At 60.4% G+C, this 18,718-nt stretch carries 22 protein-coding genes; 13 read left to right on the top strand and 9 right to left on the bottom strand.

Annotated elements, in window-relative coordinates:
- The first annotated feature begins 69 nt into the window (after nt 1-69).
- The gene (locus tag RVM27_RS09470; RefSeq protein WP_498956421.1) at nt 70-846 is read left to right on the top strand and encodes a ferredoxin--NADP reductase; all 777 of its coding nucleotides are present in this window, start codon (nt 70-72) and stop codon (nt 844-846) included.
- 143 nt (nt 847-989) lie between these two features.
- On the opposite strand, the gene glnK is transcribed toward RVM27_RS09470, so the two are convergent.
- The 3 genes from glnK to RVM27_RS09455 form a co-directional block, all read right to left on the bottom strand.
- Nucleotides 990-1,328, bottom strand: a complete 339-nt coding sequence (glnK, locus tag RVM27_RS09465) for a P-II family nitrogen regulator (protein ID WP_009098335.1) — start codon at nt 1,326-1,328, stop codon at nt 990-992.
- A gap of 225 nt (nt 1,329-1,553) precedes the next feature.
- Nucleotides 1,554-2,801, bottom strand: coding sequence for an ammonium transporter (locus tag RVM27_RS09460; RefSeq protein ID WP_287804855.1), 1,248 nt, complete (start codon nt 2,799-2,801; stop codon nt 1,554-1,556).
- A 61-nt stretch (nt 2,802-2,862) separates the two neighbouring features.
- Nucleotides 2,863-3,201, bottom strand: a complete 339-nt coding sequence (locus tag RVM27_RS09455) for a P-II family nitrogen regulator (RefSeq protein ID WP_007112359.1) — start codon at nt 3,199-3,201, stop codon at nt 2,863-2,865.
- A gap of 351 nt (nt 3,202-3,552) precedes the next feature.
- Here RVM27_RS09455 and RVM27_RS09450 point away from each other — a divergent pair, with 351 nt between their 5' ends.
- The 3 genes from RVM27_RS09450 (at nt 3,553) to RVM27_RS09440 (ending at nt 6,509) form a co-directional block, all read left to right on the top strand.
- Nucleotides 3,553-3,894, top strand: coding sequence for an accessory factor UbiK family protein (locus tag RVM27_RS09450; protein ID WP_498956420.1), 342 nt, complete (start codon nt 3,553-3,555; stop codon nt 3,892-3,894).
- Between the two features lie 240 nt (nt 3,895-4,134).
- On the top strand, nt 4,135-5,004 hold the full coding sequence (locus tag RVM27_RS09445; RefSeq protein WP_287804861.1) for an ABC transporter substrate-binding protein: 870 nt from the start codon (nt 4,135-4,137) through the stop codon (nt 5,002-5,004).
- Between the two features lie 329 nt (nt 5,005-5,333).
- Nucleotides 5,334-6,509 (top strand): RNA-guided endonuclease InsQ/TnpB family protein, encoded by a 1,176-nt coding sequence (locus tag RVM27_RS09440; RefSeq protein ID WP_144981391.1) that lies wholly within the window; start codon nt 5,334-5,336, stop codon nt 6,507-6,509.
- An 89-nt stretch (nt 6,510-6,598) separates the two neighbouring features.
- Here the strand turns inward: RVM27_RS09440 and RVM27_RS09435 are convergent, their stop codons facing one another.
- Nucleotides 6,599-7,042 (bottom strand): type II toxin-antitoxin system YhaV family toxin, encoded by a 444-nt coding sequence (locus RVM27_RS09435; RefSeq protein WP_287807087.1) that lies wholly within the window; start codon nt 7,040-7,042, stop codon nt 6,599-6,601.
- Nucleotides 7,039-7,374: a type II toxin-antitoxin system PrlF family antitoxin gene (locus tag RVM27_RS09430; protein ID WP_144981397.1), complete on the bottom strand. Its 336-nt coding sequence runs from the start codon at nt 7,372-7,374 to the stop codon at nt 7,039-7,041. Before RVM27_RS09430 ends, RVM27_RS09435 begins: the two co-directional genes overlap by 4 nt.
- 200 nt (nt 7,375-7,574) lie before the next feature.
- Here RVM27_RS09430 and RVM27_RS09425 point away from each other — a divergent pair, with 200 nt between their 5' ends.
- Nucleotides 7,575-9,083, top strand: coding sequence for a YifB family Mg chelatase-like AAA ATPase (locus tag RVM27_RS09425; protein WP_287807084.1), 1,509 nt, complete (start codon nt 7,575-7,577; stop codon nt 9,081-9,083).
- Here the strand turns inward: RVM27_RS09425 and RVM27_RS09420 are convergent.
- Nucleotides 9,080-10,048, bottom strand: coding sequence for an alpha/beta hydrolase (locus RVM27_RS09420; protein ID WP_144981403.1), 969 nt, complete (start codon nt 10,046-10,048; stop codon nt 9,080-9,082). The genes RVM27_RS09425 and RVM27_RS09420 overlap by 4 nt on opposite strands.
- Nucleotides 10,049-10,267: 219 nt before the next feature.
- Here RVM27_RS09420 and RVM27_RS09415 point away from each other — a divergent pair, with 219 nt between their 5' ends.
- The 3 genes from RVM27_RS09415 (at nt 10,268) to RVM27_RS09405 (ending at nt 13,299) form a co-directional block, all read left to right on the top strand.
- Entirely contained in the window at nt 10,268-12,442 is a 2,175-nt protein-coding gene (locus tag RVM27_RS09415) for a malate synthase G (RefSeq protein WP_287807082.1), read from the top strand.
- Between the two features lie 94 nt (nt 12,443-12,536).
- Nucleotides 12,537-12,953, top strand: coding sequence for a PaaI family thioesterase (locus RVM27_RS09410; protein WP_287807080.1), 417 nt, complete (start codon nt 12,537-12,539; stop codon nt 12,951-12,953).
- Nucleotides 12,954-13,149: 196 nt separating this feature from the next.
- Nucleotides 13,150-13,299, top strand: a complete 150-nt coding sequence (locus RVM27_RS09405) for a hypothetical protein (RefSeq protein ID WP_498956419.1) — start codon at nt 13,150-13,152, stop codon at nt 13,297-13,299.
- Here RVM27_RS09405 and RVM27_RS09400 read toward each other — a convergent pair.
- Nucleotides 13,286-13,726: a DUF411 domain-containing protein gene (locus tag RVM27_RS09400; protein ID WP_228219198.1), complete on the bottom strand. Its 441-nt coding sequence runs from the start codon at nt 13,724-13,726 to the stop codon at nt 13,286-13,288. The genes RVM27_RS09405 and RVM27_RS09400 overlap by 14 nt on opposite strands.
- A gap of 162 nt (nt 13,727-13,888) precedes the next feature.
- On the opposite strand from RVM27_RS09400, the gene RVM27_RS09395 reads away from it, so the two are divergent.
- A complete protein-coding gene (locus RVM27_RS09395; protein WP_228168935.1) occupies nt 13,889-14,644 on the top strand; it encodes a glutaredoxin in 756 nt (251 codons plus the stop codon).
- A gap of 6 nt (nt 14,645-14,650) precedes the next feature.
- Here RVM27_RS09395 and RVM27_RS09390 read toward each other — a convergent pair whose 3' ends face one another.
- On the bottom strand, nt 14,651-15,031 hold the full coding sequence (locus RVM27_RS09390) for a DUF423 domain-containing protein (RefSeq protein ID WP_054640754.1): 381 nt from the start codon (nt 15,029-15,031) through the stop codon (nt 14,651-14,653).
- Nucleotides 15,032-15,172: 141 nt separating this feature from the next.
- Between RVM27_RS09390 and thiS the strand changes: the two genes are divergently transcribed.
- From thiS to trmB, 3 genes are read left to right on the top strand one after another with little or no spacing between them, the layout of a single operon-like run.
- The gene (thiS, locus tag RVM27_RS09385) at nt 15,173-15,394 is read left to right on the top strand and encodes a sulfur carrier protein ThiS (protein WP_044629870.1); all 222 of its coding nucleotides are present in this window, start codon (nt 15,173-15,175) and stop codon (nt 15,392-15,394) included.
- Nucleotides 15,395-15,421: 27 nt separating this feature from the next.
- Nucleotides 15,422-16,216, top strand: coding sequence for a thiazole synthase (locus tag RVM27_RS09380; protein ID WP_287807074.1), 795 nt, complete (start codon nt 15,422-15,424; stop codon nt 16,214-16,216).
- A 12-nt stretch (nt 16,217-16,228) separates the two neighbouring features.
- Nucleotides 16,229-16,978, top strand: coding sequence for a tRNA (guanosine(46)-N7)-methyltransferase TrmB (gene trmB, locus RVM27_RS09375; RefSeq protein ID WP_144981413.1), 750 nt, complete (start codon nt 16,229-16,231; stop codon nt 16,976-16,978).
- A 210-nt stretch (nt 16,979-17,188) separates the two neighbouring features.
- Here the strand turns inward: trmB and RVM27_RS09370 are convergent, their stop codons facing one another.
- Nucleotides 17,189-18,106 carry an AEC family transporter gene (locus RVM27_RS09370; protein ID WP_287807071.1) on the bottom strand — a complete coding sequence of 306 codons (918 nt, stop codon included), beginning with the start codon at nt 18,104-18,106 and terminating at the stop codon, nt 17,189-17,191.
- 60 nt (nt 18,107-18,166) lie between these two features.
- On the opposite strand from RVM27_RS09370, the gene RVM27_RS09365 reads away from it, so the two are divergent.
- Nucleotides 18,167-18,718, top strand: a complete 552-nt coding sequence (locus RVM27_RS09365) for a hypothetical protein (RefSeq protein WP_240525289.1) — start codon at nt 18,167-18,169, stop codon at nt 18,716-18,718.

Genomic DNA, 18,718 nt, shown 5'->3' with positions numbered 1-18,718 from the left:
GCTATTTTTTATTCTTTTTTGGAATATGGCGAGCAAGGCTTAGACCGCGCCGCCTCTGGAGGAGTGAGCATGAGCAAGTTTGCCCTGGAAGAAGTGCTAAGCGTTCACCACTGGAACGATACCCTGTTCAGCTTCCGCACCACCCGCGAGCGCAGCCTGCGCTTCAAAAACGGCCAATTCGTCATGATCGGTCTCGAAGTGGACGGCAAGCCGCTGATGCGCGCGTACTCCATCGCCAGCCCCAACTACGAAGACCACCTGGAATTCTTCAGCATCAAAGTGCCCGATGGCCCGCTCACCTCGCGCCTACAGCACCTGAAGGTGGGCGACCAGATCATGGTCAGCCGCAAGCCGACCGGTACGCTGGTATGCGACGACCTGCTGCCCGGACGCAATCTCTACATGCTCTCCACCGGCACGGGCCTGGCGCCGTTCATGAGCCTGATCCAGGACCCGGAAGTCTACGAGCGTTTCGAGAAGGTCGTGCTCATTCACGGCGTGCGTGAAGTCTCCGAGCTGGCCTACGCCGACTTCATCACCAAGGAGCTGCCCGCCCATGAGTACCTGGGTGAAGAAGTCGCCGAAAAGCTGGTGTACTACCCCACGGTCACCCGTGAAGAGTTCCACACCATGGGCCGCCTGACCAACCACATTCGCAGCGGCAAGCTGTTTGCCGACACTGGCCTGCCGCCCATCGACCCGCGCCAGGACCGCGCCATGATCTGCGGTAGCCCCGCCATGCTGGACGACACCAGCGCGCTGCTGGATGAACTGGGGCTGAACATCTCCCCGCGCATGGGCGAACCAGGCGACTACGTCATCGAACGCGCCTTCGTAGAGAAGTAAGCCTCGTTCGAAGGGTGAAAGGTGAATAGAAAATCGTAGCCCGTGTCATCGTCGCCTTATGCATTAAGCCCCTGTGGATATTATCCACAGGGGCTTTGTCGATTCAGCGCGACTCACTGTTCACGCCTTACCATTCACCGTGGTTAGACAGCGTCTTTGCCGGTTTCGCCGGTACGGATACGAATGACCTGCTCCAACGGCATCACGAAGATTTTGCCATCGCCGATCTTGCCCGTATTGGCCACTTGGGTGATCGCATCGATGACCTGCTCGGCCATATCGTCGTCCACGGCCACTTCCAGCTTCACCTTGGGCAGGAAATCCACCACGTATTCCGCCCCACGATACAGCTCTGTGTGGCCTTTCTGGCGACCAAAGCCTTTCACTTCCGTCACCGTAATACCCTGCACGCCGATATCGGAAAGCGACTCGCGTACGTCATCAAGCTTGAACGGCTTGATAATGGCTGAGATTAATTTCATGACCACATCCTCTGGTTATGCAACGGTTGTCTTGACCGGAAACACGGCGGCGCGATGTCGATGTCCCTCACGCCCATTGCACCTAGCATACACCCGCCAGCCCAGAGAATAAAAAGCCCTTGTGCCTGGCACGTACATGCGGGCAAGCCTGACCCGTTCCCTACGGCAAAAGGCCTCCCACGAGGGAGGCCTTGAGTAGCAGTGCCGCTTGCTATGGCACGGCGCTTATTTCTTGACGCCAAACTCGGGGTAGGCTTCCAGGCCACACTCTGCGATATCGACGCCTTCGTACTCTTCTTCTTCGCTGACACGGATACCCATGACCGCTTTCAGCACCAGCCATACCACCAGGCTCGCCAGGAACACCCAGCCGAAGATGCCCACGATACCGATCAGCTGTGCACCGAAGGACGCATCGCCATTGTTCAGCGGCACGGCCAGCACACCCCAGATACCCACGACACCGTGAACCGAGATAGCACCCACAGGGTCATCCAGCTTCAGCTTGTCCAGCGTGACGATGGCAGCGACCACGATCAGGCCACCGATGGCACCAATCAAGGCGGCACCCAGCGCAGAAGGCGACAGCGGGTCGGCGGTAATGGCGACCAGGCCTGCCAGCGCACCGTTCAGCGCCATGGTCAGGTCCGCCTTGCGGAACCACAGTTTGGCCAGCACCAGGGCTGCAATCACGCCACCCGCGGCCGCCGCATTGGTATTCACGAACACTTGAGCAACGTTGTTGGCCGACACGGCATCCGACAGTTTCAGCTCGGAACCACCGTTGAAACCGAACCAGCCCATCCACAGGATGAAGGTACCCAGCGTGGCCAGCGGCATGTTGGCGCCCGGAATCGCGTGGATAGAACCGTCCTTGCCATACTTGCCCTTACGGGGGCCCAGTACCAGCACACCCGCCAACGCTGCTGCTGCACCCGCCATGTGGACGATACCCGAGCCCGCATAGTCAGAGTAGCCCACGCCATCCAGCCAGCCACCGCCCCAGGTCCAGTAGCCAGACACCGGGTAGATGAAGGCGGTCATGACCACCGCGAAGGCCAGGAAGGCCCACAGCTTCATACGCTCGGCCACGGCACCCGACACGATCGACATCGCCGTTGCGACGAACACGACCTGGAAGAAGAAGTCCGAACGCATGGAGTAGTAAGGCGCATCCTCACCACCGGCCAGCACCGCATCGACGCTGTTCTCGGTACCGATCAGGAACCCGAGGCTAGGCAGGAAACCGCCTTCGCCGCTGGAGTACATGATGTAGTAGCCCACCAGCAGGTACATGGTGCAGGCAATGGCAAACAGCGCAATGTTCTTGGTCAGAATTTCAGCGGTGTTCTTGGAACGTACCATACCGGCCTCGAGCATCGAGAAGCCGGCGGCCATCCACATGACCAGTACGCCGCAAATCAGGAAGTAAAACGTATCGAGCGCATAGCTCAATTCTGTAAGCTCGTTCATCAGGTGTTCCCCGTGATCCAAGAGAAGTTATACGTAGTGGGTCGTCGTTGTGTGGGCAGGCCTATACCGCGTCGGCGCCGCGCTCTCCGGTACGAATACGAATGACATCTTCCAGCGGCGTCACGAACACTTTGCCGTCACCGATCTTGCCGCTGTTGGCAGCGCTGCAGATGGCATCCAGCACGCTCTCCAGACGCGCATCGTCCACGGCCACTTCCACTTTCACCTTGGGCAGAAAGTCCACTACGTACTCGGCACCGCGATACAGCTCGGTGTGGCCTTTCTGGCGACCAAATCCCTTGACCTCAGTAACCGTAATCCCCTGCACGCCGTTGTCGGCGAGTGCTTCACGAACGTCGTCAAGCTTGAAAGGCTTGATGATAGCGGTGATGAGTTTCATCCCGGATCTCCCCTGCTGGTTCAGTCCCACTCGGTGGAGAGCGGCGTGGCCGCCCGAATTTAGTGCTTGCCCTACTAATGCTCATACCGTGCCATTGGTTTTTTTCTTATTTAAATTCATGCCCTTAAACATTAAAAAAACACGTTTCACGGGCATCAGCAGAGCGACTACCCACCTCCTTTCACCCGTCACTGCACTAAAAAAGTACATCACCAAAAGCTCAATGCTTCTTTTTGACGCACGAGCGCATTGAAGGAGAAAACGCACGCGGGGCATGCGGATTGCCAAAGGGTTGCGTATCCTTACAGGTAAGCTATCCACATTTATGCGCCACCGTTTAAGGAGAGAGCCATGACGCCCCAGGATCGCATCAGCCGTTTAGCCCAGCAGATAGGCGACCGTTTACAGAACGCTTCCCAGGCCCCGGAAGACATTCAGAAAGGCGTGCAGCAAGTGGTGCGGGGAGCCTTCGACCGCCTGGAGCTGGTATCACGGGAAGACTTTGATATCTTGATGGATGTACTGCAGCGCACGCGCGCGCGCGTCGAGGCGCTGGAGCGTCAGGTAGCCAGCCTGGAAGCCTCGGTGGAAGCAGCCAGCGCCGCACAGGCCACGCCCATGGAAGCCGAAGTACCACCAGCCCCCGCAGAGCCTGCCGAGCAAGGCAAGCCCACCCCCGGCAACCCAAGCTGAGGCAACGCTGGGTGGCCTTGGATAGGCACCCAGCGCGCTTATCCGCCTGACCCCTTACGGCTCACTTTGTGACGCATCAAACCCGCGAAGGCATGGCGAAAGCCACCTCATGCACCATGTTGGAGCAGTTACGCCCCTGGGGCGTCTCGCGCTGACGACTTGTGCGACCTCCGCTGTTTCCATTTGCAATTGATAAACAGAATCGTTTAAATAAAGCGCTTATTGTCAGGTGCCCACTTCATGCGCTGCATCCCCCGACTCCCGACCCTGGCCCGCAGCTGCTTGCTCGCGGCAGCCCTGCTGTTCAGCACCGCCAGCCACGCCCAGTGGGCCACCATCGACTGGACCATCGCCGAAACGCTGCTGGCGATTGGCGCTCCGGTCAGCGGTATCGCGCAACAGCCGGGATATCACGATTGGGTAGGCGAGCCGCGTATCCCGGAGCACGTCAGCGACCTTGGCCTACGCACCCAGCCCAACTTCGAGCAGTTGGCCCAATCGCCCCCTGAGCAAACCCTGCTCTCGCCCATGTTTACCGGGCTGATTCCTCGGTTGGAGCGCATCGCGCCGGTGGGCACTTTCGCCCTTTACTCGCCAGGCACCGATACGTGGCAGGAAATGCAGACCCTCACCCGCCAGTTGGGCGAGTTGACCGGACGCAACGCAGAAGCCGACGCGCTGATCGAGAACGCCCAGCAGCTGATGCGCGAGCTGCGCTACCCGCCCGGCAACGCATCTCCATTGCTGATGGTGCAGTTCATGGATGCTCGGCATGTGCGGGTATTTGGCGAGAACAGCCTCTACAACGCCGTATTGGAACAGCTGGCGCTGCCCAACGCCTGGGATGAGCCCACCAACGCCTGGGGCTTCGCCTTGGTCGGTATCGAAGCGCTGGCACGCTACCCCGACGCCACCCTGGTCATCGTTGACCCGCTCCCCGCAGGGGTGGAAGCGCAGTTGGAAAAGAGCGGCCTGTGGCAGCAATTGCCGAGCGTTCAACATGGCCATCTGCTGCGCCTGCCGCCAGTCTGGAGCTTTGGCGCCCTGCCCTCCGCCCAGCGCTTTGCCCGCGAACTGACCAGCGCATTGAACGCCCAGGGGGCACATTAACGCTTTACTCGCTGGCCGCTCAGTAGCGCTCAACGCTTGAAATAAAGTAGGCTTAGCCAACGAGCAGGCTCATTAAACTGAATGAACCGATTGAGAAACGTTGCTAGGGAGCACCATGAAATTAGCGATTGTGGCCACGCGGGCGGGCGTGGGGTTGGAAGCCCCGGCGGATCTGCCCAAAAAGATCTAGTATGATTTAGCAAAAATCCGCGTAAACCCTCGCCCACTCGGGCGGGGATACAAGCGGGCAGCGCGATAGCGCTGCTGGGTTTGCGGTATGGGGCCCGGCGGCATAAGCTGTACATATATCCATGCATCAATGGCGCACCATGCTGAAGGCTACGAAGGTACGACTCTACCCCACGACCGAGCAGGCGGAGTTCCTGAACCGCCAGTTCGGCGCGGTGCGCTTCGTCTATAACACCGGCCTTCGCATCATTTCCCATCGCCACAAGCGTCACGGCCAGTCGCTGAGCGCCAAGCACGACATCAAGAAGCTGCTGCCCGTGGCCAAGAAATCCCGCAAGTATGGCTGGCTGAAAGAAGCTGATTCCATCGCCCTCCAGCAGGCGTGCCTCAACCTCGATCATGCCTTCCAGCGCTTCTTCGACCCCGCGCAGAAAGCCGGCTATCCGCGCTTCAAGAGCAAGCGGGGCAAGCAGTCCAGCTATCACTGCGTCGGCGTCAAGGCCGGCGACGACTGGATCAAGGTGCCCAAGCTCGGGCCGATCAAGGCCAGGATGCATCGACAGGTCGAAGGTCGACTGAAAAGCATCACCCTGACCCGCACCGTCACCGGGAAACACTACGCCTCGCTGCTCTACGAAACAGAGCAGGTCGCCCCGGCACCGCTGAAGGACGTTGACGCCGCTAAGGTCGTGGGCCTCGATATGGGGCTGTCGCATCTGGCCATTGACTCTCGCGGCCGCAAGATCGCCAACCCGCGCTTTCTTCGCCAGGCCGCCGCCAACCTGCGGCGCAAGCAGCAGGCGCTCTCCCGCTGCCAGAAGGGCAGCCGGCGCCGCGCCAAGGCGCGGCTGCTGGTGGCCAAGGCGCACGAGCGGCTGGCCAACGCCCGCAACGACTTCCAGCACAAGCTCTCTCGACAGCTCGTTGACGACAACCAAGCGGTGATCGTCGAGGCGCTGAAGGTCCGCAACATGATGAAGAACGCCCGCCTCGCCAAGCACATCGGCGATGCGTCCTGGCATGCCTTGGTGACCAAGCTGGATTACAAGGCCAAGGAGCAGGGCAAGCATCTGGTCAAGATCGACCCGTGGTTTGCTAGCTCCAAAACCTGCCATATCTGCCACCACAAGGTGGACGCCATGCCGTTGAGTGTCCGGTCATGGGAGTGCCCCTCCTGCCACACGCACCACGACCGAGACATCAACGCCGCGCTGAATATCAAGCATCAAGGCATAGTGAAGTTGAAGGCGGAAGGGCTGTCCGTCTCTGCCCATGGAGGCTTGCGTAAGTCCGGCACATCGCCGGTTGCTGCCTGAGAAGTGGGAAGCCTCGCCCGCTAGGGCGGGGAGCAGTCACTTATCGTTGTTATCTGCCGCTAAAAGTAAATGGATTCGCTCCACTTCGCTCATTGAGGCTTTCTGTAAGGCTGTCCAACTATCGGTGGGTTGCCACTGCTGAGCATTTTCTGAAAGACAGAGTAAGCATCATGCTTACTGCCATAAGCGCGTTTTGTAGCGTCATCATTGACCCATGCATAAATAATGATCTTGCTCACAGCATCATAGCGAAAGAACAGCCGGTACTGCTGGTAGAACTTTGCTCGTTGCCAATGAGTGTGCTCTGTGCCAAGCGTGCTCCCTTGGCGATATTGAGTGCCTGATGGATCCTGCGGAATATCATTCAAGGCTAGCTTCATGATCGCTGCTAGGCGCTTGGTGGCCGCCTTGTTTCGATAACCGGCAGGATCTTTCGATTGAAGATGTCTCACCTTCAAGGTGAGTGCTTCGACTTGTTCCAAGAACAACGGATGGGCATAAATCGTCCATCCATTAACCTCCAGAGGTTTCATGCGTCGTCATCATCCTCTTCCAGTGCCTCTTCGAGGTCTACCTCAATACCTGCGGTAAGCCGCTCAGCCTCGGAAAAGCTACTGGCAGTCACCGGGCGAATATTTTCTGGATGCGCCAGAAGATCGCGCTCTAGAAAATTGAGGAAGTTGACCATCACAGGGTCGTGCCTGGCCTCATCACTCGCCTTGGAAAGCACCACTTCACCATCAGGACGAACGGTATAATGAATACGGTCTCGGCGCTTCAGCTTTAGCGCCCGGCGAATCGATGCCGGAACAGTCGTTTGATAGCGATCCGTCAGAGTTGAGTCGTCTTCGATAAGCGTGCTCACTGTCGCTCTCCGCCTGATAGCAATGCAAAAGTAATGCATACAAAGTTAATGCAACCGCATTACTTCGTCAAGCTGTCTCCCCTACTTGAACCGGTTGCTTAATCGCTACCAAAGCCTTCTTAATTACGTTAGGTTAAATACTTAAGCTAATGTAGCTTTATCCTACATTGGAGTAATGTGATAACTGCAGAGGAAAGGCGATGACGCTAGCCATTGTGGCCACGCGGGCGGGCGTGGGGTTGGAAGCACCGGCGGTGCATGTCGAAGTACATCTGGCAAATGGCTTGCCGGGCCTGACACTGGTGGGCCTGCCGGAAACCGCCGTGAAGGAGAGCCGCGAGCGGGTGCGCAGCGCCTTGATCAACGCGGGCTTCGATTTCCCCAACACCAAGCGCATTACCCTCAACCTCGCCCCGGCGGACCTGCCCAAAGAGGGTGGCCGTTTCGATTTGCCGATTGCGCTGGGCATTCTCGCGGCGTCGGGCCAAATCCCGGTGGATGCGCTGGAAGGCATGGAGTGCGCAGGCGAGCTGGCCCTGGATGGCAAGCTGCGGGCGGTACCCGGCGTGCTGCCCTTTGCCCTGGCCACTCGCCGTACCAACAAGGCGTTGATCGTGCCCCGCGCCTGCGCCGATGAAGCTGCCCTGGCGGGCGATCTACCGGTGCTGCCCGCCGACTCTCTCTGGCAAGTCGTCGCCCACCTGCTAGGCCAGGAAAAGATCCCACCCCACCAGCTCTCGGCATCGGCCAAATCGACCACGCCCATGGCCGACCTGGCCGATGTGCGCGGCCAGCACCAGGCCCGCCGCGCGCTGGAAGTGGCCGCCGCCGGGGGCCACAACTTGCTGTTTGCAGGCCCACCCGGCACCGGCAAAACCATGCTGGCCAGCCGCTTGCCCGGCATTCTGCCGCCGCTTTCCGAGGACGACGCCCTGGAGGTGGCGGCGGTGCGCTCGGTATGCGGCTTGGCGCTGGAAGCCGACTGGGGCCAGCGGCCCTTCCGCCAGCCCCACCACAGTGCCAGCGCCGCTGCGTTGGTTGGGGGCGGCTCGAAGCCCAAGCCGGGGGAAATCTCGCTGGCACACCACGGCGTGCTGTTTCTGGACGAGCTGCCGGAGTTCTCCCGCCACGTGCTGGAAGTGTTGCGTCAGCCGCTGGAGACAGGCGAAATTCACCTCTCCCGCGCCAGCCATGAGCGCCGCTACCCTGCTCAATTTCAGCTCGTTGCCGCCATGAATCCCTGCCCCTGCGGGCACCTGGGCGACCCGCGAAGCCGCTGCCAGTGCAGCGCCAGCCAGATTCAGCGCTACCAGGCGCGGCTTTCTGGCCCGCTGCTGGACCGCATCGACCTGCAGGTGGAAGTACCCGCGCTGCCACCGGAGCAGCTCACCGCACAAACCCAGGGCGAGCCCTCCAGCGCCGTGCGCGAGCGGGTGATGGCAGCTCGGGAGCGGCAAATGGCTCGGGGCGCGCTCAACAGCCAGCTCAACGGTAAAGCGCTGGAAGCCGCCTGCGCCCTCAACGATGAAGAGCGCGCCTGGCTCGCTGGCGTACTGGAAAAGCTCAAGCTCTCCGCCCGCGCCTACCACCGGGTACTGCGCGTGGCGCTGACGCTGGCCGATCTGCAGGGCGAACCCAAGCCCTCTCAGCCGCACTTTATCGAAGCCATCGGCTACCGGCAGTTGGATCGGCTATTGAAGGGAGCTTAATGCACGTTCTCGATAAAGCGATCCAGCGCTTCAAACAGCACTTCACGGATAGGATCTGCTTCGTTCACCAAGTGGTGGCGCGCCTCCGGGTGGCGGTGAATCTCCGCGTTGGGAAACTTCTCCGCCAGAATGGCCAGATTCCACTCCCAATCGACCGTGAGGTCCTGCTCGCCTTGAAGAATCAAGGTGGGTAGCGGGCTGGGCTCCAGCGCCAGCAGCCGGGGCATCCAGCGGCGCATGGCGGTAATCCACGCCACGCTCAGCCGCTCAGGCTGCAACGGGTCCTGGTCACGCAGGAATTCGGCGAACTGCTCATCGGTGGAGTTGGGCCGATACTTGCGCGGTAGCTCCTTGACGAACGGGCTGGCAATCAAGTGAAGCCAGCTGGATTGGCTCCAGCGCCAGGGCCGTACCAGGGGTGCCAGCAGCACGATGCCTGCCCAGCCTGCCTCGTCTTGGCGCGTCAACGCATCCGTGGCCAGAATGGCCGCGCCGGTACTCTGCCCGACCCCCAGCCACGGCGTAGGCGCCATGCCATATACCTGCAGCGCCTCTTGCAGGTAAGTCAGGCAGTGCTGGTAGTCGTCGAAGTCTTCGATCTCGGCCCGGGGGCCGCTGGAAAGCCCATGGCCCGGCAAGTCCCACAGCACCACGCGCCAGCCCTTGGCCAGCAAGCAGCCCAGCAAATGGCGATACAGCCCCAGGTGGTCGAAATAGCCGTGAATCACAAACGCCGTGCCCACCGGTGAGGGCGGGCTCCATACCTGGCACCAGAGCGCAAACCGACCGGTATCGATGAAACCAGCGTGCACCTCATGGGTATCACTCAGCAAGGCCGCCAAACCGTAATGGCAGAAGTAGTCGTGCATGGCGTCCGTGAGGGCCTCGCCCGGCCTCAAGAGAGAGAGCGGCGAATCGCCTGCTGCCTGGCGAAACAGGCCTTCCAAATGCTGGAAATTATGCATCAACGTCTCTCCGTGAACACGACACATCCATGGGCTGGCGAAACAGCGCTTGATCGCAGCGGCAGCGGGGCCACTCTCATCATTTGGTCGAGCATTTTACCGCTTTCGGGTCTACCCTGTTTACATGCCACCGCAGGTGTGGAAGTATTTTCCATAAATCACCTTTCACCCGAACCGTGGCACTAGAACAATCCACGGGCACCTTCACAGGAGATCCCCATGAGCGAGCGTATCACGCGCCACCGTTTACAGGTGGCAGCCGACCTGGACCGTTTCATCAACGAGCAGGCTCTGCCGGGCACCGGCGTCGACGAAAGCGCCTTCTGGGCCGGTGTCGATGCCCTGTTCCACGATTTGACCCCAAAAAACCGCCAACTGCTCGAAGAGCGCGACACGCTGCAAGAGAAGCTGGACGCCTGGCACCGTGAAAACCCCGGCCCGGTCAGCGACATGCCCGCCTACCGCAGCTTCCTGAAAGAAGCGGGTTACTTGGTAGACGCGCCGAATAGCGTGAAAGCCACCACGGCCAACGTCGACCGCGAAGTGGCCACGCAAGCAGGCCCACAGCTGGTGGTGCCGGTAAGCAACGCTCGCTACGCCCTGAACGCGGCCAACGCCCGCTGGGGCAGCCTGTACGATGCGCTGTACGGCACCGACGCCATCTCTGAAGAAGACGGCGCGGAAAAAGGCACCAGCTTCAACCCGAAGCGCGGCGAAAAAGTCATCGCTTACGCCCGTGGCGTGCTGGACCGTGCCGCCCCGCTGGCCACCGGTTCCCACCGGGATGCAGTGAAATACGTGATTCGCGATGGCCACCTGGTGGTCAGCCTGGAGGGCGGTCGTGAAACCGGCCTGCAAGATGCAGGCAAGCTGATCGGCTTCAACGGCGACGCTTCTGCCCCCGAGTCGATTCTGCTGGCCAACAACGGCCTGCACCTGGAAATCCAGATTGATGCCAGCCACCCCATCGGCAAGACCGACCCGGCACACGTCAAAGACGTCGTGGTTGAAGCCGCGCTGACCGCCATCATGGATTGCGAAGACTCCGTTGCGGCGGTGGATTCTGAAGATAAAGTCGGTGTGTACAGCAACTGGCTCGGCCTGATGAAGGGCGACCTGGAAGAGAACATCGAAAAAGGCGGCAAAACCTTCACCCGTAAGCTGCACGCCGACCGCACTTGGCAAACCACCGATGGCAACACCGTCACGCTGCCGGGCCGTTCGCTGATGTTCGTGCGCAACGTGGGCCACCTGATGACCACGCCTGCAGTGCTGGACGAAAACGGCAACGAGCTGCCGGAAGGCATTCTGGACGCGGTGGTGACTTCGCTGCTGGCCCTGCACGACCTGAAGAAAGACGCCGACCAGCCGCGCAACTCCCGCGCAGGCTCGGTGTATATCGTGAAGCCGAAGATGCACGGCCCTAAAGAAGTCGCCTTCGCTAACGAGCTATTTGGCCGCGTGGAAGACATTCTCGGCATGAGCCGTGACACCCTGAAAATGGGCATCATGGACGAAGAGCGTCGCACCACGGTCAACCTCAAGGCATGTATTGCCGAAGCCACCTCACGCGTAGTCTTCATCAACACCGGCTTCCTGGATCGTACCGGCGATGAGATGCACACCGCCATGGAAGCAGGCCCGATGGTTCGCAAAGGCGATATGAAGAGCGCCGCGTGGATCACTGCCTACGAGAAAAACAACGTGCAGGTCGGTTTGGCCTGTGGCCTGCGCGGCCGCGCCCAGATTGGTAAAGGCATGTGGGCCATGCCCGATTTGATGCACAGCATGCTGGAGCAGAAGATTGGCCACCCGAAGGCCGGTGCCAACACGGCGTGGGTCCCTTCCCCCACAGCGGCGACCCTGCACGCGCTACACTACCACCAAGTAAACGTGAACGACGTTCAGCGCGAGCTGGAAGCCCAGGGCGAGCCGGACTTCCTGGACGACCTGCTCACCGTGCCGGTAGCGGAAAACCCCAACTGGTCGGATGACGAAATTCAGCAAGAGCTGGATAACAACTGCCAGGGCATTCTGGGTTACGTGGTGCGCTGGGTAGAGCACGGCGTAGGCTGCTCGAAGGTGCCGGACATTCACAACGTGGGCCTGATGGAAGACCGCGCCACGCTGCGTATCTCCAGCCAGCACATTGCCAACTGGCTGCACCATGGCATCGTCGATGCGCCACGTGTCGAGGAAACCCTCAAGCGCATGGCGAAAGTGGTCGATGAGCAGAACGCTGGCGACCCGACGTACACCGCCATGAGCGCCGACTTTGAAGGCTCTACCGCCTTTAAAGCGGCCTCAGACCTGATCTTCAAGGGCCGTGAACAGCCTTCTGGCTACACCGAACCGCTGCTGCACGAGTGGCGCCAGGTGCACAAGGCCAAGTAAGCACCCGCTGAATGGCCTGCCAAGCCCCAAGGCTCGCGCCTTGGGGTTTTTTTATTTATGCTGGCTTACGTTAACGTCAAGGAGAACAACAACGATGACCGTCATGACCGTCGAGCAGATCGAGCACTTTCTGGATGAGGTCTTTCCCCAGCGAATGGGCAAGATAGAGAGCGTTGGAGAGATGTGCGCTACCATGCGCCTAAGCATTGGCCATGAGCACCTGCGCCCTGGCCCCCGCGTTTCCGGCCCCACCATGATGGGCTTTGCGGATGTGGCGCTGTACGTGGCGATACTCGCCCAAATTGGCCCCGAAGCGATGGCCGTGACCAGCGATTTAAACTGCCACTTTTTACGCGCAGCCTCCGGCGACCACGACATTATTGCCTACGCCAAGCTGATCAAGCTGGGCCGCCGCCTGGCGGTGGGCGAAGTACAGATTTTCTCCGCCAGCGATGACACGCGCCCCGTGGTGCATGTCACCGCCAGCTATGCGCTGCCGGATAAACTCTAGGCAGCCGAACAGCGCGGTCGTTCACGCTTTAACGCGCTCAACTCACTTTGGGGAGCTGGTCGATCAGCCGATCCAGCGTCATCGGGTAGTCCCGTACGCGAATACCGGTGGCGTTAAGGAAACGCTGCACAAACCCCGCCACAGCCACCTGGCAGCCGCCACCATTATCGCCCTAGCAGAGAGCCTGGGATTAGACGTGATTGCCGAAGGCACGGAAACTGCCGACCAGTGCACGGTGCTGGTTCGCTTAGGATGCCATGTGTATCAAGGCTACTATTTTGGCAAGCCAGCACCCGCAGCAGAGTTTGCGCGACGCAACGGCGCTTCTTCGCCTACAGCGTCATAAACGGCTGGGCGTCTTGATCGCTGAATAGGTAAACGTTGTAAGGCTCGCTTTGGGGCCCAGGCATGCCCGGTGTGCCAATTGGCATACCGGCTAAGCCGATGCCATCGACATCCGGTTGCTGTTCAAACAGTGCCTCAACCGCTTCCATCGGCACGTGTCCTTCAATCCAATAGTTGCCTATCTCAATGGTGTGGCAAGAGCCCATGCCGTAAGGCACGCCCGCCTGCTGTTTGATATCACCCAGCTCGACGTCATCAATAATGGTGACGTCTACGCCCAGCGCTTCAAGATGACGCGCGTACTCATCGCAGCAGCCGCATTGCGGGTTTTTATACAGCGTCGCCTCATCCGGCAGCGCGGCGTGGGCGGTCGCAGCGCCGAACATCAAAGCACCGGATACCAGCAGCGCAGTGGCATGTCGTTTCATATCGCTCTCCTATGACACCGTTTTTTGCAAAGCTTACCACCTTGGGGCTACCCACAGGTCAAGGACCAGACAACGGTCTTTCCCTCTCATTTGACCTATGGGCGGCACCAGGTTCTACGCTAAAGGTTGGACGTTGATCGTAAGACGACAAGGAGACTGATGATGGCAGCAACGACCCACCACACCGCACAGGTGTATCGGATGAAAACCGCCGAGCACATGTGCCCGTTCGGCTTGAAGACCGTCGACCTGCTCAAACGCAAAGGCTACGCGGTGGATGACCACACCCTCACCTCTCGTGAGGAGATCGACGCGTTCAAGGCGCGAGAAGATGTCGATACCACGCCGCAGGTGTATATCGATGGGGAGCGTATCGGCGGCTACGAAGAGCTGCGTGAGCATCTAGGGATGAGCGTTCCCAATGCCAAAGAGACTACCTACCGCCCGGTGCTGGCCATTTTTGCCATCGCGCTATTGATAGGCCTGGCGATGAGCTGGACGACCCAGGGCACGCTGCTCACGGCGCGCATGCCAGAGTTTGCCGTAGCGACCGCGATGGTGCTGCTGGGCCTGCAGAAGCTGCAGGATATCGAAAGCTTCAGCACCATGTTTCTCAACTACGACCTGCTCGCCCAGCGCTACGTGCCCTATAGCTACGTTTACCCCTACGCCGAAACCGCCGCCGGGCTGTTGATGCTGGCTGGTACACTGATTTGGGTAGCCGCGCCGCTGGCGCTATTCGTCGGCACCGTGGGCGCGGTATCAGTCTTCAAAGCGGTTTACATCGATAAGCGCGAACTCAAGTGCGCCTGCGTGGGTGGCAACAGCAACGTACCGCTCGGCTTTGTGTCGCTCACCGAAAACCTGGTGATGATCGGCATGGGCCTGTGGATGCCGCTGCGCATGCTACTGGGCTAGCATCGATTAAGAGCGGCTTAGCAGCGCCGTGACGCCCAGGGCCAGCCAACCGGCCATCAGCAGCAGCCCGCCGATCGGCGTCACGATACCTACGCTCAACCCGGCCAGCGCCATCAGGTAGAGCGAACCAGCAAAGGCCAGCACACCTAACGCCCATAAGGCGAGTACGACCTGCTGACCGGGGAGCGGACGTTGGCTGCGCCAAGCAAGCACCGCCAGCATGGCCAGCGTGTGCCACGCTTGGTAGCGCACGCCGGTTTCTACGATATCTACCATGGCAGCGCTGGTGCGTGCCGAGAGCCCATGGGCCGCGTAAGCCCCCAGCATCACCATGGTTGCCCCTAAAAGCGCCACCACACACCACCACAGCTTGTCGATTCGCTGCACGCCTGACTCCTTTTCACCTATGTTGGCGGCGCATCGCCACCCCGTTAATCATGAGATATTCACCCCGCTGCATACCTTGCACGGGTCGAAACCGCTACAATAGAGGCCGTTTTGCCTCATCCACCAGGGTGCTTACTGTTTATGCCTACCCCCAATGAGTCGATACAGCTTACGCTCAACGGCGAACCCTACGCCATGACCGCAGGCCTCACCGCTGCCGACTTGGTCGAGCAGCTTGGCCTGGGCGGGCGTCGTATCGCTGTCGAAATCAACGAACAGATTGTGCCTAAGAGCCAACTGGCCGCGACCCCGCTGGCCGCAGGCGACCAGATCGAAGTGGTCCACGCCATTGGCGGCGGCTAGCTGCCGGTGCTTTTTCAAGGAATCGCTATGACGCAACTGACTGATACACCGTTCACCATTGCCGGACGTGATTTTAGCTCCCGCCTGTTAGTGGGTACCGGCAAGTACAAAGACTTTACCGAAACCGGTGCTGCCATTGCCCAGAGCGGTGCCGAAATCGTCACCTTTGCCGTGCGCCGCACCAACCTTGGCCAGGATGCCGATGCGCCGAACCTGCTCGACGTCATCTCGCCCAAGCAGTACACCCTGCTGCCCAATACCGCTGGCTGCTACAACGCGAAAGATGCCGTGCGCACCTGCCGCTTGGCCCGCGAACTGCTGGATGGCCACAACCTCGTCAAGCTGGAAGTGCTCGGCGATGACCATACGCTCTACCCCAACGTGGTCGAGACGCTAAAAGCGGCCGAGACACTGCTGGCTGATGGTTTCGACGTGATGGTGTACACCAGCGATGACCCGATTGTGGCACGCGAGCTGGAAGCCATGGGCTGCTGCGCCATCATGCCGCTGGGCTCGCTGATTGGCTCGGGCCACGGCATTCAGAACCCGCACAACGTGCGCCTGATCGTCGAGCAGAGCAAGGTCCCCGTCTTGGTAGATGCCGGCATCGGGACGGCCTCGGATGCCGCCATGGCCATGGAGCTAGGGTGCGACGGGGTACTGCTGAATACCGCGATTGCCCACGCACGCGACCCGCTGCGCATGGCCAACGCCATGAAGCTCGCCGTCGAGGCTGGCCGCGATGCGTTCTTGGCAGGCCGCATGCCGCGCCGCCAAAGCGCCGACCCCTCTTCGCCATTTGCTGGCCGAATCAACGGCTGATACAGAGACATCATGACCGACACCAACGACACTGTGCCGAACGGCAACACCACTGGCCCCGAAAGTGCCGACGCACCGCTGCACCGTCGCGGCATCAAAAGCTACGTGATCCGTGCCGGGCGCATGACCCAGGCCCAGCAGCGCGGGCTTGAAGAAGTATGGCCACGCCTGGGCTTGACCATTGCCGATGGCCGCCAGGATCTGGATGCCCTGTTTGGCCGCCAAGCCCCCCGCGTGGTGGAAATCGGCTTTGGCATGGGTAATTCGCTGATCGAGCAGGCCGAAACCCACCCGGATACCGACTTTATCGGTATCGAAGTACACGCCCCCGGGGTGGGCAAACTGCTGGACGAGGTCGACAAACGCGGCCTGACCAACCTGCGGGTTTACCGCGAAGACGCCCTGGCCGTGCTGGAGCAGTGCCTGCCCGAAGGCTCGTTGACGACCCTGCAGCTCTTCTTCCCCGACCCATGGCCGAAGAAGAAACACCACAAGCGGCGCATCGTCCAGCCAGCCTTCGTGGAGCTCATTCGCACGCGCCTCATGCCCGGCGGCACCTTCCATATGGCCACCGACTGGGAAGCCTATGCCGAATGGATGGCCGAGGTGATGGAGGCGGCCCCTGGCTATGCCAACACCGCCGATCAAGACACGGCCCCCTATGTACCGCGCCCGGAATTCCGCCCGCTCACCAAGTTCGAAGCGCGCGGCGAGAAGCTCGGTCACGGCGTATGGGACTTGATCTACCGCCGGGAAGCCTGACGTCCGGTCTCTGCCGCAACTGACCCACCAAAAAAGAAAGCCGCTCCAATGGAGCGGCAAAAGACCGTGACTAGCAATGAGAGGGAGAAACCATGACAGGAAACTGGCGGTTTCTGTCTTGGCCTGTGGCGTCTCATCAAACGCCACACCCATAATGTAATAGTTCTCATTTAATCCGTCAACTCAAATGCTAATGGTTTTTATTTATTTTTATCCCCCCACCCATTGCAGCCACATCGGCAGCGTCAGCATCGCCAATAGCGTCTGTCCAGTGATGATCGCCGCCATGAGCTCGGCATCGCCGCCCAGCTGTCGCGCCAAGATATAGGCCGATGTAGCCGTGGGCAGCGCCGCAAAGAGCAGCGCCACGTCTCGGCTGACGGGGTCCAGCCTCAACGCCCAGGCCAACACCAGCACCAATACAGGCATCAATACCAGCTTGATGGTATTGGTGGCCAGCACACCGCGGTCGAAGCGCAGCAACGCACGCGGGCGCAGCGCCACCCCGACAGCCACCAGTCCCAGCGGCAAGGCAGCGCCCCCCAGCAGCGAGACGGTGTCTTCGCTCCAGCCGGGCAGGCCGATGCCGCTCACGTTCAAGGCAATCCCCAGCAGACAGCCCAGAATCAGCGGATTCTTGATCAGCGCCAGGGCGCTTTTGCCCACGCTGGCACTGCCCAGGGTGCCCGCAGCCACAAAGCTGGCGACGCACATCACGTTGACGATAGGCACCATCAGCGCCACGGCCACGGCAGCCGTCGTGGCTCCCAGGCTGCCATGCAGCGCGGCGGCACCCGCGACACCCACGTAGGTATTGAAACGGACGGCCCCCTGGAAAACGGACGTGAACGCCGCTGGCTCCAGTGCCAACCAGCCCCGAAAATGCCAGAGCGCCATACCGAACAGGGCCATCGCGCCCAGCAGCACCAGCGCCAGCCGCCCGACAGGAACCTGACTGACGTCCGCGGTAGCCAACGTGCCCACCAGCATGGCGGGGAACAGCACAAAGTAGATCAAGCGCTCCATCTGTACCCAGAACTCACTGCTGGGCCAGTGGCGGTTGCCTAGTAGAACGCCCAGCAGAATCAGTAGAAACAGGGGGCCAAGCGCGCCCGTAATACTCTCCATTTGTTTTCCTTATCAAGTGCGACATCCCAGCACAGCGACATCCGCTGGATAGCTGTTACCATGAATCCAACTTCCCCGCCTCACGGCTTGCGTAGCGACTATTCTGCCATGAAGAAATTGCCTAAACCCGTCGAGCTGACGGGTTTTCCAGCGCTGAAAGTGTTGATACTGGTCACGGGCCTCGCGCTGGCGGCCTGCACCTGGTATGCCTTTGCCAACTGGCTGAAGGGCGACAGCGATGTGGTCTGGTTCTCGCCCAGCGGTGAGTGCAACTTGCATACTAGCCAATGTTCGGCAACGCTGGGAGACAAGGGGCACCTATCCCTCTCCATCGATGCCCATGGGCGTATCCAGGCGCTGGAAGTGCTGCCTCTGGACGTCGAAGTGGACGGCGTCAGCGCCAGTCAGGTGACCGTCGACTTCGTGGGCCGAGACATGGACATGGGCTTGCACCGTTTCACGCTCACCGAAACGGCGCCCGGACATTTCCATGGCCAGGGTCAGGTGGGCATTTGCACCCAGGAGGTCATGCCCTGGCGAGCACGGGTCATTCTCGATACGCCCGAGGGCAAACTGGGTAGCTGGTTCGATTTCGATGTCACAAGGAGCTGA

This window comes from Halomonas sp. KM007 (assembly GCF_050709225.1).
GTDB classification, from domain to species: domain Bacteria; phylum Pseudomonadota; class Gammaproteobacteria; order Pseudomonadales; family Halomonadaceae; genus Vreelandella; species Vreelandella hamiltonii.
This window is presented reverse-complemented; position numbering and strand designations above follow the sequence as displayed.